Raw genomic sequence first — 16,964 nt, forward strand, 5'->3', positions numbered from 1 at the left:
CTATCAGTCCTTTACTTTGCACCTACAGTTTTTTTCTTACCTTTGCGTGTTCGCGCATTAGTTTTAGTTTTCTGCCCTCTTACTGGAAGTCCACGTCTATGGCGAAGGCCTCTATAGCATCCAATATCCATCAAAGCTTTTATATCCATAGCAACTTTACGTCGCAAATCCCCTTCAACCATATAGTTTTCTCGGATATGCTTGTTGATGCTTGCCACTTCATCTTCAGTAAGTTCATAAACTCTTTTGTCGTAACTGATACCTACAGCATCAAGTATCTTTCTTGATGTTGTGAGCCCTATTCCATATACATAAGGAAGAGCATACTCTATTCTTTTATTTTTAGGAAGATCTACACCTGCTATCCTCGCCATGTACTATCCTTGTCTTTGTTTATGTTTTGGATTGACGCAGATTACTCTTACTACGCCTTTTCTTTTAATGATTTTGCACTTATCGCACATCTTCTTTACAGATGGTCTTACTTTCATAAGAATACTCCTTAAAAAATTTGGCACTTGTAAACGGCACGCGTAGGCTTGATGAGCCACCCAAGCCAATCCTTGTAAGAACAGTGCCACATCTTACAAAGATTCTTCCCACAGTTTCCAAAAAGGGATGTAATTATACTTAAGAATTACTTAATTTAAGCTTATTTATATCTAAAAGTTATGCGCCCTTTATCAAGGCTGTATGGTGTCAATTCTACTTTTACTTTATCGCCAGGAAGTATTTTGATATAGTGCATGCGCATCTTACCTGCAATATGGCATAAAACTACATGCCCATTTTCTAACTCTACGCGAAACATTGCATTTGGCAATGCCTCTTTAACTATACCATCAACCTCAATCACATCATCTTTTGCCATATTATTCCTCCTTACTTAAAATTTCTGCCTTGCCGCCTATCACGGCTACTGTATGCTCATAGTGACTTCCTCGCAAACCATCTTCACTCACCACAGACCATTTATCCTCTAATATCTTTGGGGTTCCGAGTTTTTGGCATATCATCGGCTCTAAACAAAAAACCATACCCTCTTTTATTTTTGGTCCACTTTTTGGCGAACCATGCTCAAGATAGTTAGGAATTTCAGGCTCTTCGTGCGGTTTGCGACCAATTCCATGCCCACAAAAGCCATGAAGCGGCTGATATCCACGAGACTTTATGAATTTTTCTATTTCGTAGCTGAGCTCTTTAAAACGCATACCAGGTTTTATTATCTCTATAGCAAAATAGAGTGTATCTTTTGCTATTTGTATAAGAGCTTCATCATTTTTTGAAATATTTCCAACTCCAACTGTGACAGCTGCATCTCCATACCACCCATCAATTTCTGTTCCGATATCGAGTCCTACGATATCTCCGTCTTGGAGTTTATAATCAGTTGGTATACCGTGTATAATCACTTCGTTGACAGATGTACATACTGAAGCTGGAAAACCGTACAGTCCCTTAAAAGATGGTCTGGCGCCATGTGATCTGATAAACTCTTCTCCCATAGCGTCAATCTCTTTGAGAGAGACGCCGGGTTTACACTGTTGTGATAGGTAATTGAGGGTTTTTGCAACTATGATATTTGCTTTGCGAAGTTTTTCAATTTCGGAGGGCTTTCGTATAGCTATAGCCATTAAAGCCCTACCGCACTGAGTGTTTGATATTTATTCATATATATTTGCGCTTCAATCTTTCGCATAGTATCAAGTGCTACTTGTACAACGATAAGTACTGCTGTACCTCCAAAGTAGAAAGGAACACCCATCAACTTTACCAGTATCCATGGAAGAGTAGAGATTATGCCAAGGTAGAGTGCACCCCAAAATGTCAATCTACTTGCTACCTCATTGAGATATTCTGCTGTAGGCTCACCTGGACGAACACCCGGAATAAATCCTCCTTGGCGCTTGAGATTGTCTGCAATATCTTTTGCATTGAAAACTATAGAAGCATAGAAGTAGGCAAAAAATACAACAAGAAAGAACATCAACACATTAAAAATAAAACCGTTTGGATTGAGAATATCGGCAATTCTTTGCACAATAGGATTGGTACTTGATTGTAAAATTGTTGATGGAAACATCAAAATTGCAGAGGCAAAGATTGGTGGTATAACACCGCTTAAGTTTACTTTGATAGGGATATAGTTCATAATACGCTTTTTTTGATTTTGCATCAGAACTTTTCTCGAATATGAGACTGGTACGCGGCGCTCCGCTAGCTCCACATAAATAATGAAACCAACTGTTATAAGAATGATTGCTACAATAGCAATAAGTATCAAGAAGTTGAGTTCACCAGTATTTACAAGATTCACCGTTCCTGCAATAGCACTTGGAATTCCTGAAACAATACCAGCAAAAATGATAAGCGATATACCATTGCCTATGCCTCTTTGGGTAATTTGCTCCCCAATCCACATCAGTATCATTGTTCCTGCTAGCATACTAATTGCAGCAATAGTTACAAATGTAGGCATATCAATCATGATGGCACTTTCACCGCCTCTGCCCGTAAGGCTTTGTAACCCTATAGAAACACCAATTGCTTGCACAAGAGTAATTGCAATAGTTGCATAGCGGATGATTTGCATATATTTCACCATTCCATCACGCTCTTTTTTCATCTGTGCAAGTGTTGGGAAAGTTGCGGCAAGAAGTTCCATAATAATTGAAGCCGTAATGTAAGGCATGATACCTAGTGATATTATCGATAATCGTCTCACAGCATTACCGCTAAACATATTGAACATACCCAAAGCATTACCTGCTTGTGTATCAAAAAACTCTTTAACGATATCGATATTAACTCCAGGGACAGGCACATACGCCAATACCCTGTAGAGAAAGAGGAATCCAAGCGTTATGAGGATTTTGTTAACTAATGATTTGCTCATTATTTTTGTCCACTAAAAGAGATATTTTCATCTTTGATTTTAGAAACGATCTCTTTTACACTACTCCCTATCAATTTCACTTTGGTTACATATTTTGGTAATTTATAAACTTGTTTGATATTTTCTATTGTTATTTCATCAAGATTAGCTACTTTTTTCACTTTGTCTACATTAATTGCTACTGGTTTTTCTACTCTTGATGTAAATCCAATTTTAGGTAGTCTTCTTTGTAATGGTTGCTGACCACCTTCAAAACCTCTTTTTTGCGAATAACCAGTTCTACTCTTTTGTCCCTTTTGTCCTCTTGTGGCAGTTTTACCCATGCCACTTCCCTGGCCACGACCTACTCGTTTTGTTTTATGCGTGCTGCCAGGAGCTGGTTGTAGATTATGTAATGCCATTTCCTATCCTTATGCTTTTATTCTCTCTAATGCTTCGATAGTTGCTCGAACCAATGTAGCAGGATTGTTTGAACCAAGTGATTTTGTCAAAATATCCTTCACTCCTGCAAGTTCCAATACAGGACGTGCAGCACCACCAGCTATCACACCAGTACCTGGGCTTGCAGGTTTGAGCAAAATTTTACTTGCATTGTACTTATGCTCTATATCATGAGCAATAGTGGTACCTTTGATATTTACAGTCGTGATATTTTTAAAAGCATTATCAATAGCTTTTTTAATTGCATCTGGTACCTCTTTAGCTTTGCCAATACCATAGCCAACATGTCCTTTTTTGTCTCCGACAACTACAAGGGCACTGAAACGAAATCTTCTACCACCTTTGACAACTTTTGTTACACGGCTGATATTGACCACAACCTCTTCAAACTCTTCTCTATTATACTTTTCCATACGCTATCCCCTAAAACTTGATTCCATTTTCTCTAAGTGCATCTGCAAAAGACGCAACAACACCATGATAAAGAAAACCGTTTCTATCAAAAACGATTGTTTCTATGCCTATGGCCTTCAATTTTTCAGCCATTTGCTCAGCTATTTTTTTCACATCCTCTCTATTTGCTTTAAGACCCATTTTTGCTCCGTCTGCGTAAGCAAGTGTATGTCCTTTCGTATCATCTATAGCTTGTGCATAGAAATGTCTGTTTGACTTAAATATAGAAAGACGAGGTCTTTGTGCTGTACCAGTCACTTTACCTCGTACACGTCTTTTTCTTTTAATTCTAAGTCTATTTTTTCTTCTTTGAACGCTCTCTCTCATTGCCTACCCTTTACTTCTTAGCTGTCTTACCGGCTTTTCTAATAATTACTTCGTCTACATACTTCACACCTTTTCCTTTGTAAGGCTCAGGCGGTCTGAAGCTTCTAATTTCCGCTGCAACTTGGCCAACTTTTTGTTTGTCATGCCCTTTGATGCTGATAATATTTTTTTCAACACTAATTTGTATTCCTTCTGGAATAGAATAATTTATAGGATGAGAAAATCCAAGTTGCAACTCCAGCTCTTTTCCTTTTACTTGTGCTCTATAACCAACGCCATTGATTTCGAGCTTCTTCTCAAAGCCTTTTGTTAGTCCCTCAATAGCATTATTTGCCAAAGCTCTGTATGTTCCCCAAAAAGCACGACTCTGCTTATCTTCCCCTACTGGAGAAAAAACAATTTTATTATCTTCAATTTTTACATTTACTCTATTGCCATATTCAATCTCTTGGGATAGATTTCCCTTTTTAACAATCAATTTCCCATTCTCTGCTTTTACTTCTACCCCACTTGGGATAGCTACAGGCTGTTTACCTATTCTACTCATCTCTTTCCTTTATACGATATTTCTACGATTTCTCGAATGGATATCGTATTACCAAACACTACAAAGCACTTCGCCGCCAACACCTAAGCGGTAAGCTTCATCGTTAGGTAACACACCTTTACTTGTACTTACAATAATTGTTCCATAGCCATTTTTAAATCGTTTTATTTCATCTTTGCCTTTATACACGCGGCGACCAGGCTTTGAAATTCTTTTGATCTCATTTATAACAGGTTTTTTCTTTTTCCCCGCTTCTTCATATTTTAATACAACATTTATAAACTTTTTGTTGCCCTCTTCAACAACTTTATAGCTCTCTATATAGCCTTTTTCTTGTAAAATTTTTACGATTGATTCGACTATTTTTGAATAGAGCAACTTTGTAACCTCTTGTCCTCGCATTGAAGCGTTTCTGATTCTTGTTATAGAGTCAGCGATCATATCATTAATCATTCTTTTTTCTCCTTCATGAATATCTAATAGGGTTCGTGCATTGCACGCTACCTATTAGTGAATTACCAACTTGATTTTTTAACGCCTGGCAACAAACCTTCATTTGCCATTTTTCTCAAACAGATTCTACAGAGTCCAAAATCTCTATAAACAGATTTTGGTCTTCCACATATACGGCATCTCGTATATGCACGTACTTTGAACTTTGGCTTTCTTTTTGCCTTTGCTATCATACTTTTCTTAGCCATTATCTACCACCTTTTGCAAATGGGAATCCTAGAAGCTCGAGAAGCTTGTATGCCTCTTTATCACTCTCTGTTGTTGTTACGATCGTAATGTTCATCCCGTGTGTTTTGATAATATTATCATAATCTATCTCTGGGAACATCAACTGCTCATCGAGACCAAAATTGTAATTTCCTCTTCCATCAAATCCATTTTTTGGAAGGCCACGGAAATCTTTCACCCTTGGAAGAGCAATATAGATAAGTTTTTGTAGAAAATTCCACATACGATCACCGCGAAGTGTTACTTTAACACCAACAGGCATACCTTCACGAATTTTAAAACCCGCTTCACTTCTTTTTGCTTTTGTAACAACTGCATGCTGTCCAGCAAGCAAACTGATAGTGTCTTGAATATTTTGCATCAATTTACTATCTCTGCTTGCCTCTCCAGCACCAACACTAATTACAATTTTTTCAAGATTTGGAATGAGCATAGGATTTTTAAGCTCAAGCTCTTCTACAAGAGCTGGTCGCACTTTTTCTTGATAGTTCTGTTTTAATTCCAATGTCATGATGCGCCACCTTCTACTTTGCGAACATTAGAGATATGAATTGGCATCTCTTTATTAATAAATCCACCTTCAGGATTTTGTTCGCTTGGTTTAACTGCTTTTTTTGCTACTTTACATCCAGCAACGATTACAGCCTCTTTTTTGGGAAGCACCTTGAGCACTTCACCAGTTTTTCCTTTATCATCACCAGCGATAATCTCTACAATATCGCCTTTTTTAATCTTAAGCTTTGCCATTAAAGCACCTCCGGTGCAAGTGAAACTATTTTCATGAAGTTTTTATATCTTACTTCCCTACTAACAGGTCCAAAAATACGTGTTCCAATAGGCTCATTTTTGTTGTCAAGAATAACTGCTGCATTGTCGTCGAAACGAATGAGAGAACCATTTTCTCTTTGGATCTCTTTTTTTGTTCGCACGACAACAGCTTTGACAACTTGACCTTTTTTAACTTTACCATTTGGTATTGCTTTTTTTACTGACGCTACAATCACATCGCCAACAGAAGCATATCTTCTTTTTGAACCACCTAATACTTTAATACACATAATCTCTTTTGCGCCGCTATTATCTGCGACATTGAGTCTTGTAAAACTTTGGATCATTATTTAACTCCTGCCTGAACAATCTCTTTTAGTCGAAAAGACTTTCTCTTTGAAATTGGTCTACATTCGACGGCAGTAATCACATCACCGACATTTGCTTCATTTTTTTCGTCATGCACCAAATATTTTTTGAATCTTTTTACAATTTTGTGATATTTTGGGTGCACAACTTTTCTCTCTACAAGTAACGATACAGTTTTATCGCCACTCTTTTTGATTACTGTTCCTTGAATTACTCTTTTGTAAGCCATTACCCAGCCCTTCTTTTCTCCGCAATAGCGGTTTTGATTCTTGCGATATCTTTTCTTGTTTTTCTTATTTGGCTAGTATCTTGGAGCTGCATAGTTTTAAGCTGCATACGAAGCTTAAATAGCTCCACCTTTTTGTCCTTCAACATCCCCTCGAGCTCTTGTAGGCTCTTATCTTTTAGCTCAGTATATTTCATTTTCACTCTCTTGTGTCACGATTTTTGTTTTGAATGGGAGTTTATATCGTGCAAGATCAAGAGCTTCTCTTGCTAAGCTCTCTTCAACACCAGCCATTTCATATATAATACGGCCCGGCTTGATGTTCATTACCCATTTTTCTACGCCACCTTTACCTTTACCCATTCTCGTTTCAAGAGGCTTTTTAGTCAAAGGTTTGTCAGGAAAAACACGAATCCAAATCTTTCCAGTTCTTTTAACTTTTCTCGTCATTGCAACCCTTGCTGCTTCAATTTGACGAGAATCTATACGACCATGTTCAACCGCTTTAATTCCAATATTTCCGAAAGCAAGGCTATTGCCTCTGTACGCTTTTCCGCGGTTTCTGCCTTTTTGCTGTTTTCTATATTTTGTTTTCTTTGGCATTAACATGATTAACTTCTCCTTCTTGGAGCTCTACGTCTTGGTCTTTCTCTCTTTTCAGGTTGGATACCTTTTTGTAGTACCTCACCTTTGAAGATCCAGACCTTTACACCGATTACTCCATACGTAGTATAAGCTTGCGCAAATCCATAATCGATTTTTGCTCTAAGTGTATGCAATGGAACGCGTCCTTCAAGGTACCATTCGCGTCTTGCCATCTCAGCACCGCCAAGACGTCCTGCAACTTGTACCTTGATACCTTTCACACCAGCTTTTTGCGCTGCTTGCATCACTTTTTTCATTGCTCTTCTAAATGCAACACGTCTTTCTAGCTGTGTGGCAATATTTTCTGCTGCAAGCTGTGCTGATGCTTGTGGACGCTTCTCTTCTTTGATATTGATAAAGACCTCTTTACCTACGAGTCTTTGCAATTTCTCTTTGAGTTTTTCAATATCAGCACCCTTTTTCCCAATGATAATACCAGGTCGTGCTGCAACAATTGTAACGCGAAGTTTCTTCGCAGTTCTTTCTATTATAATATTGCTGATACCTGCATAGTAAAGCTCTTTTTTTAGAAAATTTCTAATTTTGTTGTCTTCCTCTACTCTTTCAGGCATTTTATTGTAATCAGGAAACCATCTAGATTCCCAATTTCTATTGATCCCAAGTCTAAGTCCAATCGGATTTACTTTTTGACCCATTAGCTATCCTTCTTTTGCGCAACTTCGACATATACATGAGAAGTCGGTTTCATAATTCTGCTTGCACGACCTCTCGCTCTTGGTCTAAATCTCTTCAAATATGGCCCACGATCCACTCTGCATGAAGTGATAGTAACCTCTTCAGGCTCATATCCGCCATTTGCAACTGCACTTGCGATAACTTTTGATATCACTTTTGCAGCCTTGTTAGGCATAAACTCTAGTGCTGCTAATGCCTCTTCGGCATTCATACCCTGCACCTCACGAGCTATTAGTCTCGCTTTTGTCGGTGAGAGTCTGATAAATCTCAATATAGCTTTACTCATCACCTATCCTTATTTACCTATTTTCTTTTGGACTGAACCTTTATGCCCTTTAAAAGTACGTGTTGGAGCAAATTCACCGAGTTTAAACCCCACATGGTTTTCAGTAATATATACAGGCACAAATTGTCGTCCATTATGAACATTAATTGTCAAACCTATCATTTCGGGTACGATGGTACTTCTTCTTGACCAAGTTTTGATAGGTTTTTTATCTCCGCTCTCTTTTGCTTTGAGCACTTTTTTCATGAGATGGTCATCTACAAATGGACCCTTTTTAATACTTCTTGCCATCTTCTACCCTCTTATTTCTTTCTTCTTGAGATTATAAGCTTATCACTAGGTTTTTTACGTCGTGTCTTATAACCTTTGGTTGGCATACCCCAAGGTGTAACAGGGTGACCACTAGGACCAGTTTTACCTTCACCACCGCCGTGTGGATGATCTACAGGGTTCATTGCAGAACCTCTTGTTTGTGGCCTAATACCTCTATGGCGGTTACGACCCGCTTTTCCAATAACTATATTGATGTACTCTTCATTTCCTACAACACCAACAGTAGCCATACACTCACCAAGCACTTTTCTCATCTCTCCGCTAGGAAGTCGCAAAATTACATATTTGTCCTCACGTCCCATAATTTGTGCATAGGCTCCTGCGCTTCTAGCAAGCTGTCCACCATGACCAGGACTGAGCTCAATATTGTGTACGAGTGTACCTACAGGAATATTTTTTAGTTTCATTGCATTTCCAGGAAGGACATCAAGTCCACTCTCTGCAGCCTGAACAGTATCTCCTACCTTAAGGCCGCTTGGTTGCAATATGTATCTCTTATCCCCATCTTTATAAACTACAAGTGCAATGCGGCAGTTTCTATATGGATCGTACTCGATAGTCGCTACACGTCCAGGAACGCCATACTTATTACGTTTAAAATCGATGATACGATAGAGTTTTTTCGCTCCAGCCTCTCTATGGCGAGAAGTTATGCGTCCTTGATTGTTTCTTCCAGCACGTGCAGGAAGTTTTACAAGGAGCTTTCTCACACTTGGCTTGGCTGTAATGTCGCTGCTGTCAACAACGCTCATAAATCTACGACTAGGCGTATACGGTTTATATTTTTTTATTGCCATTTTCTATCCTTACACCGCTAGACTTTCTATATTTGCGCCTTCAGGCAACTTCACATAGAATTTTTTATAGTTATCTCTTTTACCTTCAATTCCTCTAAATCTCTTTGTTTTTCCCTTCATGCGAAGAGAATTGATTTTTACAGGATTAACACCAAAATACTCTTTAAGAATTGTTTTGAGCTGGTTTTTTGTTACTTTATCACTTGTTTGTACAACAATATATCCCTCTTCTTGAAGGCCCAAGCTCTTTTCTGTATAAACGATTGATTTGATATCTGTTATATCTGCCATCTTAGCCCTCTTTTACTATTTTTTCCCAAACTGGTTTTTCGATAACTACAGCTCTAAAAGCAGCTGCAAGATATGCATTGAGTTCGTTTGGTTCGATTAGGTATGCATTTGGCAAGTTTCTAAAAGCCAAGAATGTCTTTTCGTCAATATTCTCTTTGACAAACAGTGCGTCTCTTGCTCCAATTTTATTTACAAGTGCAGCAGCATCTTTTGTTTTGCCAGACTCCACTGCAATATTATCAACAACAAAAAGCGCTCCGTTTTCTGCTTTTTCATTCAGTGCAAACTCAAGAGCTTTTCTCTTTTGCTTTTTGTTGATCTTTTGCGTATAGTTTTTAGCATTTGTAGGTCCAAATGCTACACCACCACCTACAAAAAGTGGACTTCTGATTGAGCCAGCTCTTGCGCCACCTCTACCTTTTTGTTGCCATGGCTTTCTTCCACCACCTCTAACTGCTGATCTGTTTTTGGTATGTGCGTTATTTGCTCGCAAATTTGCAGCATACGCTTTTACGTACAGATAGAGATTATGCGGATTGATCCCTTGAAAATTTTCTGGCAATGCTGCTTCACCAGCTCGCTCAAATTTCTCGTTCAATACTACCGCTTTACTCATTTGACTATCCTTATTCTACCTAGTGCGCCGTTTGGTCCAGGAATCGAACCTTTTACTACCAAGATTTTATTTTCTGGATCGAAACTTACTACCTCGTTTTGTACAGTTACTTTTTTATTGCCGTACTGTCCAGGCATTTTTTGTCCAGGCATAATGCGTCCTGGCCATTCACACATACCAACTGAACCTGGTGCTCTGTGGAATCGTGAACCGTGACTATCTGGACCTCCACCAAAGTTCCATCTTTTTACAACACCACTAAAACCGCGCCCTTTTGAGTTGAAGCTTACTTTCACTCTTTTAGCTTCACTAAGTGGTGCAACATCAAGATCTCCGGCTTCACTATTTGCAACTTTGAGTGTTACAAATCTATTAAACTCAGGTGAGAGACCATATTTTTTTTGCTGTCCCTCAATCGCCTTATTTTTTCTCTTGCCATGTGCATAAGCGACAATTGCTTTATTGTCACCAACAATTTCACAAACTTTAGCTTCTTTCACTTTGAGCAGTGTTACAGGTATACTCGGTATATTTATTGTTCTGCTCATTCCGATTTTTTCTACAATATATTCCATTTACTCCCCTTACTCACCCATTGACCTGACTTCAACATCCACTTCTGGTGCCAAGTCGAGTTTCATTAATGAATCAACTGTATCAGGCGTTGCTGATACGATATCGATAAGTCTCGAATGAATTCTAATCTCAAACTGCTCACGCGAATCTTTGTTGATATGCGGTGATCTGAGTACCGTATATTTTCTTATTTTTGTAGGTAAGGGAATTGGGCCTCTGATTTCTGCCCCTGTTCTCTTCACAGCCTCTACAATTGCAGAGACACTTCTATCCAAAACCCTATGATCATAAGCGCGAAGCTTCAATCTAATCTTTTCCATCTGAGCCTTTCCTAAAGAACTTGTTGCCGAAGCAACCTAATTTGGAGTTTGAATTATAGACAAAGCCATTTGCAAAATCAAGAGTTTTGGCTATAATTTGTACAATTTATTTCCTTTATGGAAGGAAAAATGAGAACACTTGAATATTTTTATGAGCACAGCCTAACTAAACACGCCTTTTTACCAAGAAAAGTTGATATTACGCTCGCTTCTAAGATCTTACTTACTGGGCCAAAGTTTTGTGGTAAATATTCCATTATGCAATCCTTTTTACAAGCCCATTTCAATCAAAAAGAGCTGCTTTTTATAAATTTTGATGATGTACGTAGTCAAAGTATTGCTTATGATGAAATAGAGCCATTTATTGAAAAAAATAGTATCAAAGCAGTAGTACTTTATGGCATAGAAAAACCCTTCTCTTTGCCAAATGCACCATATCTCATCATAATCTCTCATAACAATGTAGAAATTGATGGCTTTGTGCATTATCATCTAAGCAATCTTGATTTTGAGGAGTATCTCCTTTTTGAAAAAAGAGCCGATATTAAAGTGATATTTAATAATTTTTTAAAAAATGGAAACTATCCGGAGCTCTCAAAAATAGCGGATTTCAAAAAAGATAGATATTTTCAAGAGCTTCTTTTTCTTACTTTCAAAGAAGATTTTCAGATTTTTAAAGAGATAGCCTTCTATCAAGGATATACTACATCTATCTTTTTTCTTTTCAATCGCATCAAAGAGCGCCATAAAATTTCAAAAGACAGGTTTTATGCGCTTTTTGAAAGCTGGCAAAGAGACAGATATATCTATGCAGTAGAGAAATTTAACGCAAAAAGAGCTGCAAAAAAGCTCTTTTTTCAAGATTTTACTATCAAATCAAGGCTCTTTACACAAAAAGAGTTTCCAAAAATTTTTGAAAATATGGTATTTTTGGAGATCGCTGATAAAGAGGTTTTTTATATTGAACCTCTAGGTTTTTATATTCCTAGTGAAGAGCTGCTGATTCTCTCTATCCCTTTTGGAAATGAGGCGAGAATCCAAGAAAAAATCGATCATGTTCTCACAAAAAATCACATTGCTATAAAAAAAATCGAAGTAGTTACTGTAGGCAGTAGCTTTACTTACTACATTAAGGACATCCAATGTGAAATTCTTCCCTTTTACGCCTGGGCAGTAGGGAAGGAGTAGCTATTTTTATGAGAATTAATTTATTGGAGACAATATGAAAATTTGTGGCATCGATGAAGCGGGACGTGGACCACTGGCAGGGCCTTTGGTAATAGCAGGTGTAGTATTTACGAAAAGAGTCTACAAATTAGATGATTCAAAAAAACTCTCAGCACAAATGAGAGAAAAGCTCTATGAGCGCATAGTCAATGCTGCAGTGTATAAAATAGTGATTATCGATAATGAAATAATCGATCAAAAAGGAATCTCTGCCTCCATTATCCAAGGTCTGAGAGATATTATATGTGCCCTCGAGGCGCAAAAATATATCTTCGATGGCAACTCCAAATTTGGCGTAGAAAAAATTGAGCCAGTTATTAAAGCAGATCAAAACATCAAAGAGGTGATGGCAGCCTCAATCTTAGCAAAAGTCACGCGAGATCGCATTATGTGTGAAATGGATAAGCTCTATCCAGAGTATGGCTTTTGCGAACATAAAGGCTATGGTACAAAAAAGCATATTGAAGCTATGAAAAAATTTGGCCTCTGCCCCATCCATAGAAAAAGCTTTCGCCCCAAAGCACTGCAACCAACACTTTTTTAACCTATTCGCTTCATTGCAATAAATCTACTATAATTTTGAAAAACGTACCTAGGAGAGCCCATGCATACCATAAAGTGTCCAAACTGTGGCTATGAAATCGATATTAACCAGACACTCTATGAAGAGATCGAAAAAGCGGCCAAAGCAAAGCTGCAAAAAGAGATAGAAGAGCATAGAAAAATATATAAAGATGAGATGGCAAAACTCAAAGCCCAGCAAGAAGAGATTAAAGCTAAAGAGGCTGCCATTGAAGCCAAAGTAGCACAAAAAGCGCAAGAAGCCTTAGCAAAAGAACGCATCAAACTAGAACAAGAACTTAAGGCTAAAATTGCCAGCGAGCAAGCAACAATTATAGAAAGTCTTAGAAAAGAGCTCGAAGAAAAGAGCAACCAAGTAAAAGAGCTCAATGAAGCAAAAATTGAGATAGAAAGACTTAGACGCCAAAAAGAGGAGGCTGTGCAACAAGCCAAACTTCAAGCCCAAAAAGAATTAAACGAAGAGCTTGCCAAAGAGAAGGAGCGTCTTGCAAAACAGATAGCGCAAGAGAATGAACTTAAACTCAAAGAGAAAGAGAAGCAACTCGAAGATCTCAAAGCAAAACTCGCTGAAGCCCAAAGAAAAGCAGAGCTTACCTCCCAACAGCACCAAGGCGAGGTGCAAGAATTAGCAATTGAGGAGTACCTACAAAATCAATTCCCATTTGATTCTATAGAAGAAATTAAAAAAGGGCAGCGGGGAGCAGATTGTCTACAGATTGTCAATACTAGAGAGCTCACAAACTGTGGCAAAATCTACTATGAGAGTAAGCGTACTAAAGAGTTTCAAAAGAACTGGATCGAAAAACTCAAAACCGATATGCGAGAAATCGGCGCTGATATTGGAGTAATTATTACTGAAGCGATGCCAAAAGATATGGAGCGTATGGGGCTTATAGATGGAGTTTGGGTATGCAACTTTGAAGAGTTTAAAGCTTTAAGTTTTATTTTGCGCCAGCATATCATTCAGCTTGCCCATACAACGCGTTCGATGCAAAATCGCAGCGACAAGATGAGTCTGCTCTATCGCTATCTCACTTCAAATGAGTTTAAGATGCAAATTGAAGCGATTGTAGAAGGCTTTACGCAGATGCAAGAGGATCTTGATAAAGAAAAAAGAGCAATGCAGCGACTCTGGAAACAGCGAGAAAAACAGTTACAAAAAGTTCTTGATAGTACTATCGCACTCTACGGCTCTATCAAAGGCATCGCTGGCAATGCCATTGGGCATATCGAGCTTCTTAGCCTCCCCTATGAAGAGGATCAAGCATAGAGACTAAGTGTGCCTTTCTCATTCTTGGGAGGCTGGAGACTCTTTTGTGCTAGCTCTTCCATCATCTGCTTAGTCTGCTCTATACTCTTTTTGAGTAGATTCATTGCGATCTGCTCTTTTGTTTGACGTGTTGATGTCATAATAGCATATTGTGCTACATCTGCTACTTTCATCTTGGCTCCTTTACACTTATTATCGGCACTTTTTGTTTTTACGATAGTAGTAATAAAATACCCCAGCTACCAAGATCATTACAATAGCTATAATAATATGCGTTGCGGATTTTATCTTCTCTTCATTCTCTCCAATAAAGTAGCCAAGCCCTAGGAGCACCGCACACCACAATCCAGCACCCAAAAATGTATAAAAAGCAAAAGCGGTAAGTTTCATACGCCCTATACCAGCTGGCAGTGAGATGTATTGGCGAATTCCTGGAATAAGTCTTCCCCAAAAGGTGCTTGGATGCCCATACTTTTCAAAAAAATCTTCTACTTTTTTTAAAGACTCCTCTTTTAAAAAGAGATATTTTCCATATTTTTCTAAAAATGGACGCCCAAGTTTATGTCCAAGATAGTAGTTAAAGAGCGCTCCGGCCAAACTCCCACCAGCACCAGCAAGCCATGCTACAATAAGACTCATCTCTCCTTTACTCGCAAGATATCCAGCCGGCACCATAGCAACTTCACTAGGAAAAGGAAAAAAGGAGCTCTCCAGAAACATCATAACAAATATACCGATATAGCCAAGATCGCCAACTGTATTGACAACCCAAGCTACAATATCATGCATTGTAGATCTTTTGAAGATTTTCAAGTTTACTTGTAGCATTGAGCAAAAGCATATCAGCTAGAACCAATGCCATCATCGCTTCAGCTACTACACTCCCACGCGCAGCTACAAATGGATCATGACGACCTTTAAGCTCAACTTCAACTTCATTGCCATCAATATCGATAGAGCGCTGCTTTTGAAAGATAGAGGGAGTTGGTTTGAAATAGACTTTAGCAATCACCTCTTCGCCATTGCTGATACCACCAAGAATACCTCCTGCATTATTGCTTACAAACCCCTCAGCAGTTATCTCATCGTTGTTTTGACTGCCCAACAAGCGACTTGCTTCACATCCATTGCCTATCTCAACCGCTTTTGCTGCATTGATACTCATAAGTGCTTCAGCAAGCACCGCATCAAGCTTGTAGTATATTGGCTCGCCAAGTCCAACAGGAACTCCCCGCGCACGCACAAGCACTGCGCCTCCAACACTATCATGCGCCTCTTTTGCTCCCAGTATCGCCTCTTTTTGCTGCTCTTCTACACTAGGATCGAGTGCAAATATCTCACTCTCGCGTGCATATTTAAAATCTAACTTTTTTGCTTTAATCCCAGCAACCTCAACAACTCCAGCTTCAACCTCTATGCCAAACTCTTTTAAAAAGAGTTTCGCAACCGCCCCTGTTGCAACCCTCGCAGCCGTCTCTCTTGCGCTACTTCTCCCACCGCCACGATAATCTCTTATGCCATACTTATAATAATAGGTAAAATCTGCATGCCCCGGGCGAAAGATATCTTTGATGTTTGAATAATCACGGCTCTTTTGATCTTTATTGAAGATAACCATTGCTATAGGAGTCCCTGTAGCTTTACCTTCAAAGACACCGCTGAGAATCTCCACTTTATCACTCTCTTTTCTTGCAGTTGCAAACTTGCTTTTACCAGGACGTCTGCGATCTAGCTCACTTTGGATAAATTCTTCATCGATTTTCAGTCCAGCTGGTACACCATCGACAACACACCCAATCGCTTTGCCGTGAGACTCGCCAAAAGTTGTAAAACGAAACTTGATTCCAAAACTATTCATTTTCAGCCTTTAATTTTTGCAAAGCGATCTTTGCTGCCTCTTGCTGTGCTGCTTTTTTGCTCCGCCCTTTAGCAGTAGCAACTGTCTCTTCATTGAGCAAAACTGCTACTTCAAACTCTTTTTTGTGATCTGGCCCAGAAGATCCTATAAGTTTATAGGTAGGTGTAACGCCATAGCGCGCTTGTGTAAGCTCTTGAAGTGTGGTTTTATAATCTTTAAAAAGTGCATTGAGATCAATTTTTGGATAAACTTCTTCAAGGAGAGCCAGAATTATCTCTCTTACCTTCTCAAGCCCCTTTTCTAAATAGATTGCCCCCATAACTGCTTCAAAAGCGTTAGATAAAAGGCTTGGCTTTGTTCGCCCATGATTATTCTCTTCTGCTTGAGAGATGTAGATATATTTTCCAATGTCAAGTTTTTGTGCTAATTTTGCAAAACCCTCTTCATTGACAATAGATGCACGTAGTTTCGAAAGCTCACCCTCATTTGCCTTAGGAAGCTTTTTAAAAAGATACTCCCCTACAATGAGATCGAGCACCGCATCGCCCAAAAACTCTAGCCGCTCATTATTTACTGGACTTTTATAACTCTTATGTGTAAGTGCCTCTTTGAGCAGCTCTTTATTTTCAAATTCGTATCCCAAACGATCTTGAAACTCTTGTAAATTTTGCATCGTTTCTCCTCTTTCAGAGGCCACAA

The 16,964-nt window shown here is 38.7% G+C and carries 32 protein-coding genes; 3 read left to right on the forward strand and 29 right to left on the reverse strand.

Annotated elements, in window-relative coordinates:
* Window positions 1-11: 11 nt before the first annotated feature.
* The 25 genes from rpsM to rpsJ form a co-directional block, all read right to left on the reverse strand.
* Complete coding sequence (gene rpsM / locus NITER_RS07250; RefSeq protein WP_084275182.1) at window positions 12-374, reverse strand: 30S ribosomal protein S13; 363 nt, start codon at window positions 372-374, stop codon at window positions 12-14.
* Between the two features lie 3 nt (window positions 375-377).
* Window positions 378-491, reverse strand: coding sequence for a 50S ribosomal protein L36 (rpmJ, locus tag NITER_RS07255; protein WP_084275181.1), 114 nt, complete (start codon window positions 489-491; stop codon window positions 378-380).
* Between the two features lie 161 nt (window positions 492-652).
* A complete protein-coding gene (infA, locus tag NITER_RS07260; RefSeq protein ID WP_012081621.1) occupies window positions 653-871 on the reverse strand; it encodes a translation initiation factor IF-1 in 219 nt (72 codons plus the stop codon).
* 1 nt (window position 872) lies between these two features.
* Complete coding sequence (gene map / locus NITER_RS07265; protein ID WP_084275180.1) at window positions 873-1,634, reverse strand: type I methionyl aminopeptidase; 762 nt, start codon at window positions 1,632-1,634, stop codon at window positions 873-875.
* The gene (secY, locus tag NITER_RS07270) at window positions 1,634-2,896 is read right to left on the reverse strand and encodes a preprotein translocase subunit SecY (protein WP_084275179.1); all 1,263 of its coding nucleotides are present in this window, start codon (window positions 2,894-2,896) and stop codon (window positions 1,634-1,636) included. Before secY ends, map begins: the two co-directional genes overlap by 1 nt.
* The gene (rplO, locus tag NITER_RS07275; protein WP_084275178.1) at window positions 2,896-3,297 is read right to left on the reverse strand and encodes a 50S ribosomal protein L15; all 402 of its coding nucleotides are present in this window, start codon (window positions 3,295-3,297) and stop codon (window positions 2,896-2,898) included. Before rplO ends, secY begins: the two co-directional genes overlap by 1 nt.
* 9 nt (window positions 3,298-3,306) lie before the next feature.
* Window positions 3,307-3,750, reverse strand: coding sequence for a 30S ribosomal protein S5 (rpsE, locus tag NITER_RS07280; RefSeq protein ID WP_084275177.1), 444 nt, complete (start codon window positions 3,748-3,750; stop codon window positions 3,307-3,309).
* A gap of 10 nt (window positions 3,751-3,760) precedes the next feature.
* Entirely contained in the window at window positions 3,761-4,117 is a 357-nt protein-coding gene (gene rplR, locus NITER_RS07285; RefSeq protein ID WP_084275176.1) for a 50S ribosomal protein L18, read from the reverse strand.
* A gap of 10 nt (window positions 4,118-4,127) precedes the next feature.
* A complete protein-coding gene (gene rplF, locus NITER_RS07290) occupies window positions 4,128-4,664 on the reverse strand; it encodes a 50S ribosomal protein L6 (protein ID WP_084275175.1) in 537 nt (178 codons plus the stop codon).
* Window positions 4,665-4,712: 48 nt separating this feature from the next.
* Window positions 4,713-5,117, reverse strand: a complete 405-nt coding sequence (rpsH, locus tag NITER_RS07295; protein WP_084275174.1) for a 30S ribosomal protein S8 — start codon at window positions 5,115-5,117, stop codon at window positions 4,713-4,715.
* 62 nt (window positions 5,118-5,179) lie between these two features.
* Entirely contained in the window at window positions 5,180-5,365 is a 186-nt protein-coding gene (locus NITER_RS07300) for a type Z 30S ribosomal protein S14 (RefSeq protein WP_084275173.1), read from the reverse strand.
* The gene (gene rplE, locus NITER_RS07305; RefSeq protein ID WP_084275172.1) at window positions 5,365-5,916 is read right to left on the reverse strand and encodes a 50S ribosomal protein L5; all 552 of its coding nucleotides are present in this window, start codon (window positions 5,914-5,916) and stop codon (window positions 5,365-5,367) included. Before rplE ends, NITER_RS07300 begins: the two co-directional genes overlap by 1 nt.
* A complete protein-coding gene (gene rplX, locus NITER_RS07310; protein ID WP_084275171.1) occupies window positions 5,913-6,152 on the reverse strand; it encodes a 50S ribosomal protein L24 in 240 nt (79 codons plus the stop codon). Before rplX ends, rplE begins: the two co-directional genes overlap by 4 nt.
* A complete protein-coding gene (gene rplN / locus NITER_RS07315; RefSeq protein ID WP_084275170.1) occupies window positions 6,152-6,520 on the reverse strand; it encodes a 50S ribosomal protein L14 in 369 nt (122 codons plus the stop codon). Before rplN ends, rplX begins: the two co-directional genes overlap by 1 nt.
* Window positions 6,520-6,771: a 30S ribosomal protein S17 gene (gene rpsQ / locus NITER_RS07320; RefSeq protein ID WP_084275169.1), complete on the reverse strand. Its 252-nt coding sequence runs from the start codon at window positions 6,769-6,771 to the stop codon at window positions 6,520-6,522. The genes rplN and rpsQ overlap by 1 nt, the downstream gene beginning before the upstream one ends.
* Entirely contained in the window at window positions 6,771-6,965 is a 195-nt protein-coding gene (rpmC, locus tag NITER_RS07325; protein ID WP_084275168.1) for a 50S ribosomal protein L29, read from the reverse strand. The genes rpsQ and rpmC overlap by 1 nt, the downstream gene beginning before the upstream one ends.
* On the reverse strand, window positions 6,952-7,377 hold the full coding sequence (gene rplP, locus NITER_RS07330; protein ID WP_084275167.1) for a 50S ribosomal protein L16: 426 nt from the start codon (window positions 7,375-7,377) through the stop codon (window positions 6,952-6,954). Before rplP ends, rpmC begins: the two co-directional genes overlap by 14 nt.
* A gap of 2 nt (window positions 7,378-7,379) precedes the next feature.
* A complete protein-coding gene (gene rpsC / locus NITER_RS07335) occupies window positions 7,380-8,069 on the reverse strand; it encodes a 30S ribosomal protein S3 (protein WP_201337982.1) in 690 nt (229 codons plus the stop codon).
* Complete coding sequence (rplV, locus tag NITER_RS07340) at window positions 8,069-8,395, reverse strand: 50S ribosomal protein L22 (RefSeq protein ID WP_084275166.1); 327 nt, start codon at window positions 8,393-8,395, stop codon at window positions 8,069-8,071. The genes rpsC and rplV overlap by 1 nt, the downstream gene beginning before the upstream one ends.
* Window positions 8,396-8,404: 9 nt before the next feature.
* Complete coding sequence (gene rpsS / locus NITER_RS07345; RefSeq protein ID WP_012081604.1) at window positions 8,405-8,686, reverse strand: 30S ribosomal protein S19; 282 nt, start codon at window positions 8,684-8,686, stop codon at window positions 8,405-8,407.
* Between the two features lie 11 nt (window positions 8,687-8,697).
* Window positions 8,698-9,525 carry a 50S ribosomal protein L2 gene (rplB, locus tag NITER_RS07350; RefSeq protein WP_084275165.1) on the reverse strand — a complete coding sequence of 276 codons (828 nt, stop codon included), beginning with the start codon at window positions 9,523-9,525 and terminating at the stop codon, window positions 8,698-8,700.
* Window positions 9,526-9,534: 9 nt separating this feature from the next.
* Entirely contained in the window at window positions 9,535-9,816 is a 282-nt protein-coding gene (locus NITER_RS07355; protein ID WP_084275164.1) for a 50S ribosomal protein L23, read from the reverse strand.
* Window position 9,817: 1 nt separating this feature from the next.
* Entirely contained in the window at window positions 9,818-10,432 is a 615-nt protein-coding gene (gene rplD, locus NITER_RS07360) for a 50S ribosomal protein L4 (protein WP_084275163.1), read from the reverse strand.
* A complete protein-coding gene (gene rplC / locus NITER_RS07365; protein WP_084275162.1) occupies window positions 10,429-11,007 on the reverse strand; it encodes a 50S ribosomal protein L3 in 579 nt (192 codons plus the stop codon). The genes rplD and rplC overlap by 4 nt, the downstream gene beginning before the upstream one ends.
* Before the next feature lie 9 nt (window positions 11,008-11,016).
* The gene (gene rpsJ / locus NITER_RS07370; RefSeq protein ID WP_084275161.1) at window positions 11,017-11,328 is read right to left on the reverse strand and encodes a 30S ribosomal protein S10; all 312 of its coding nucleotides are present in this window, start codon (window positions 11,326-11,328) and stop codon (window positions 11,017-11,019) included.
* Window positions 11,329-11,457: 129 nt separating this feature from the next.
* On the opposite strand from rpsJ, the gene NITER_RS07375 reads away from it, so the two are divergent.
* Genes NITER_RS07375 through NITER_RS07385 form a run of 3 tightly spaced genes read left to right on the forward strand, consistent with a single transcriptional unit; the run spans window position 11,458 to window position 14,407 of the window.
* Complete coding sequence (locus tag NITER_RS07375) at window positions 11,458-12,516, forward strand: ATP-binding protein (RefSeq protein WP_084275160.1); 1,059 nt, start codon at window positions 11,458-11,460, stop codon at window positions 12,514-12,516.
* A 34-nt stretch (window positions 12,517-12,550) separates the two neighbouring features.
* On the forward strand, window positions 12,551-13,099 hold the full coding sequence (locus NITER_RS07380) for a ribonuclease HII (RefSeq protein WP_084275159.1): 549 nt from the start codon (window positions 12,551-12,553) through the stop codon (window positions 13,097-13,099).
* A gap of 60 nt (window positions 13,100-13,159) precedes the next feature.
* Complete coding sequence (locus tag NITER_RS07385; protein ID WP_084275158.1) at window positions 13,160-14,407, forward strand: DUF2130 domain-containing protein; 1,248 nt, start codon at window positions 13,160-13,162, stop codon at window positions 14,405-14,407.
* On the opposite strand, the gene NITER_RS07390 is transcribed toward NITER_RS07385, so the two are convergent.
* Genes NITER_RS07390 through rnc form a run of 4 tightly spaced genes read right to left on the reverse strand, consistent with a single transcriptional unit; the run spans window position 14,398 to window position 16,938 of the window.
* Entirely contained in the window at window positions 14,398-14,580 is a 183-nt protein-coding gene (locus tag NITER_RS07390) for a hypothetical protein (RefSeq protein WP_084275157.1), read from the reverse strand. The two genes, NITER_RS07385 and NITER_RS07390, sit on opposite strands and share 10 nt — an antisense overlap.
* A gap of 19 nt (window positions 14,581-14,599) precedes the next feature.
* Window positions 14,600-15,196, reverse strand: coding sequence for a DedA family protein (locus NITER_RS07395; RefSeq protein ID WP_084275156.1), 597 nt, complete (start codon window positions 15,194-15,196; stop codon window positions 14,600-14,602).
* Window positions 15,189-16,265: a chorismate synthase gene (aroC, locus tag NITER_RS07400; protein WP_084275155.1), complete on the reverse strand. Its 1,077-nt coding sequence runs from the start codon at window positions 16,263-16,265 to the stop codon at window positions 15,189-15,191. The genes NITER_RS07395 and aroC overlap by 8 nt, the downstream gene beginning before the upstream one ends.
* Entirely contained in the window at window positions 16,258-16,938 is a 681-nt protein-coding gene (gene rnc / locus NITER_RS07405) for a ribonuclease III (protein WP_084275154.1), read from the reverse strand. Before rnc ends, aroC begins: the two co-directional genes overlap by 8 nt.
* Between the last annotated feature and the right edge of the window lie 26 nt (window positions 16,939-16,964).

This window comes from Nitratiruptor tergarcus DSM 16512, assembly GCF_027946175.1.
GTDB lineage: Bacteria > Campylobacterota > Campylobacteria > Campylobacterales > Nitratiruptoraceae > Nitratiruptor > Nitratiruptor tergarcus.

What these genes read in the sequence shown, in the direction of transcription:
- rplD (WP_084275163.1), bottom strand. Translation starts at nt 10,432, where the DNA reads ATGAGTAAAGCGGTAGTATTGAACGAGAAATTTGAGCGAGCTGGTGAA.
- aroC (WP_084275155.1), bottom strand. Translation starts at nt 16,265, where the DNA reads ATGAATAGTTTTGGAATCAAGTTTCGTTTTACAACTTTTGGCGAGTCT.
- NITER_RS07385 (WP_084275158.1), top strand. Translation starts at nt 13,160, where the DNA reads ATGCATACCATAAAGTGTCCAAACTGTGGCTATGAAATCGATATTAAC.
- rpsE (WP_084275177.1), bottom strand. Translation starts at nt 3,750, where the DNA reads ATGGAAAAGTATAATAGAGAAGAGTTTGAAGAGGTTGTGGTCAATATC.
- rpsS (WP_012081604.1), bottom strand. Translation starts at nt 8,686, where the DNA reads ATGGCAAGAAGTATTAAAAAGGGTCCATTTGTAGATGACCATCTCATG.
- NITER_RS07375 (WP_084275160.1), top strand. Translation starts at nt 11,458, where the DNA reads ATGAGAACACTTGAATATTTTTATGAGCACAGCCTAACTAAACACGCC.
- map (WP_084275180.1), bottom strand. Translation starts at nt 1,634, where the DNA reads ATGGCTATAGCTATACGAAAGCCCTCCGAAATTGAAAAACTTCGCAAA.
- rpsC (WP_201337982.1), bottom strand. Translation starts at nt 8,069, where the DNA reads ATGGGTCAAAAAGTAAATCCGATTGGACTTAGACTTGGGATCAATAGA.
- rplN (WP_084275170.1), bottom strand. Translation starts at nt 6,520, where the DNA reads ATGATCCAAAGTTTTACAAGACTCAATGTCGCAGATAATAGCGGCGCA.
- infA (WP_012081621.1), bottom strand. Translation starts at nt 871, where the DNA reads ATGGCAAAAGATGATGTGATTGAGGTTGATGGTATAGTTAAAGAGGCA.
- NITER_RS07395 (WP_084275156.1), bottom strand. Translation starts at nt 15,196, where the DNA reads ATGCATGATATTGTAGCTTGGGTTGTCAATACAGTTGGCGATCTTGGC.
- rpsH (WP_084275174.1), bottom strand. Translation starts at nt 5,117, where the DNA reads ATGATTAATGATATGATCGCTGACTCTATAACAAGAATCAGAAACGCT.
- rpsJ (WP_084275161.1), bottom strand. Translation starts at nt 11,328, where the DNA reads ATGGAAAAGATTAGATTGAAGCTTCGCGCTTATGATCATAGGGTTTTG.
- rpmC (WP_084275168.1), bottom strand. Translation starts at nt 6,965, where the DNA reads ATGAAATATACTGAGCTAAAAGATAAGAGCCTACAAGAGCTCGAGGGG.
- NITER_RS07390 (WP_084275157.1), bottom strand. Translation starts at nt 14,580, where the DNA reads ATGAAAGTAGCAGATGTAGCACAATATGCTATTATGACATCAACACGT.
- NITER_RS07300 (WP_084275173.1), bottom strand. Translation starts at nt 5,365, where the DNA reads ATGGCTAAGAAAAGTATGATAGCAAAGGCAAAAAGAAAGCCAAAGTTC.
- rplF (WP_084275175.1), bottom strand. Translation starts at nt 4,664, where the DNA reads ATGAGTAGAATAGGTAAACAGCCTGTAGCTATCCCAAGTGGGGTAGAA.
- rnc (WP_084275154.1), bottom strand. Translation starts at nt 16,938, where the DNA reads ATGCAAAATTTACAAGAGTTTCAAGATCGTTTGGGATACGAATTTGAA.
- rplE (WP_084275172.1), bottom strand. Translation starts at nt 5,916, where the DNA reads ATGACATTGGAATTAAAACAGAACTATCAAGAAAAAGTGCGACCAGCT.
- rplC (WP_084275162.1), bottom strand. Translation starts at nt 11,007, where the DNA reads ATGGAATATATTGTAGAAAAAATCGGAATGAGCAGAACAATAAATATA.
- NITER_RS07380 (WP_084275159.1), top strand. Translation starts at nt 12,551, where the DNA reads ATGAAAATTTGTGGCATCGATGAAGCGGGACGTGGACCACTGGCAGGG.
- rplX (WP_084275171.1), bottom strand. Translation starts at nt 6,152, where the DNA reads ATGGCAAAGCTTAAGATTAAAAAAGGCGATATTGTAGAGATTATCGCT.
- NITER_RS07355 (WP_084275164.1), bottom strand. Translation starts at nt 9,816, where the DNA reads ATGGCAGATATAACAGATATCAAATCAATCGTTTATACAGAAAAGAGC.
- rpmJ (WP_084275181.1), bottom strand. Translation starts at nt 491, where the DNA reads ATGAAAGTAAGACCATCTGTAAAGAAGATGTGCGATAAGTGCAAAATC.
- rplO (WP_084275178.1), bottom strand. Translation starts at nt 3,297, where the DNA reads ATGGCATTACATAATCTACAACCAGCTCCTGGCAGCACGCATAAAACA.
- rpsM (WP_084275182.1), bottom strand. Translation starts at nt 374, where the DNA reads ATGGCGAGGATAGCAGGTGTAGATCTTCCTAAAAATAAAAGAATAGAG.
- rplR (WP_084275176.1), bottom strand. Translation starts at nt 4,117, where the DNA reads ATGAGAGAGAGCGTTCAAAGAAGAAAAAATAGACTTAGAATTAAAAGA.
- secY (WP_084275179.1), bottom strand. Translation starts at nt 2,896, where the DNA reads ATGAGCAAATCATTAGTTAACAAAATCCTCATAACGCTTGGATTCCTC.
- rplP (WP_084275167.1), bottom strand. Translation starts at nt 7,377, where the DNA reads ATGTTAATGCCAAAGAAAACAAAATATAGAAAACAGCAAAAAGGCAGA.
- rpsQ (WP_084275169.1), bottom strand. Translation starts at nt 6,771, where the DNA reads ATGGCTTACAAAAGAGTAATTCAAGGAACAGTAATCAAAAAGAGTGGC.
- rplV (WP_084275166.1), bottom strand. Translation starts at nt 8,395, where the DNA reads ATGAGTAAAGCTATATTGAGATTTATCAGACTCTCACCGACAAAAGCG.
- rplB (WP_084275165.1), bottom strand. Translation starts at nt 9,525, where the DNA reads ATGGCAATAAAAAAATATAAACCGTATACGCCTAGTCGTAGATTTATG.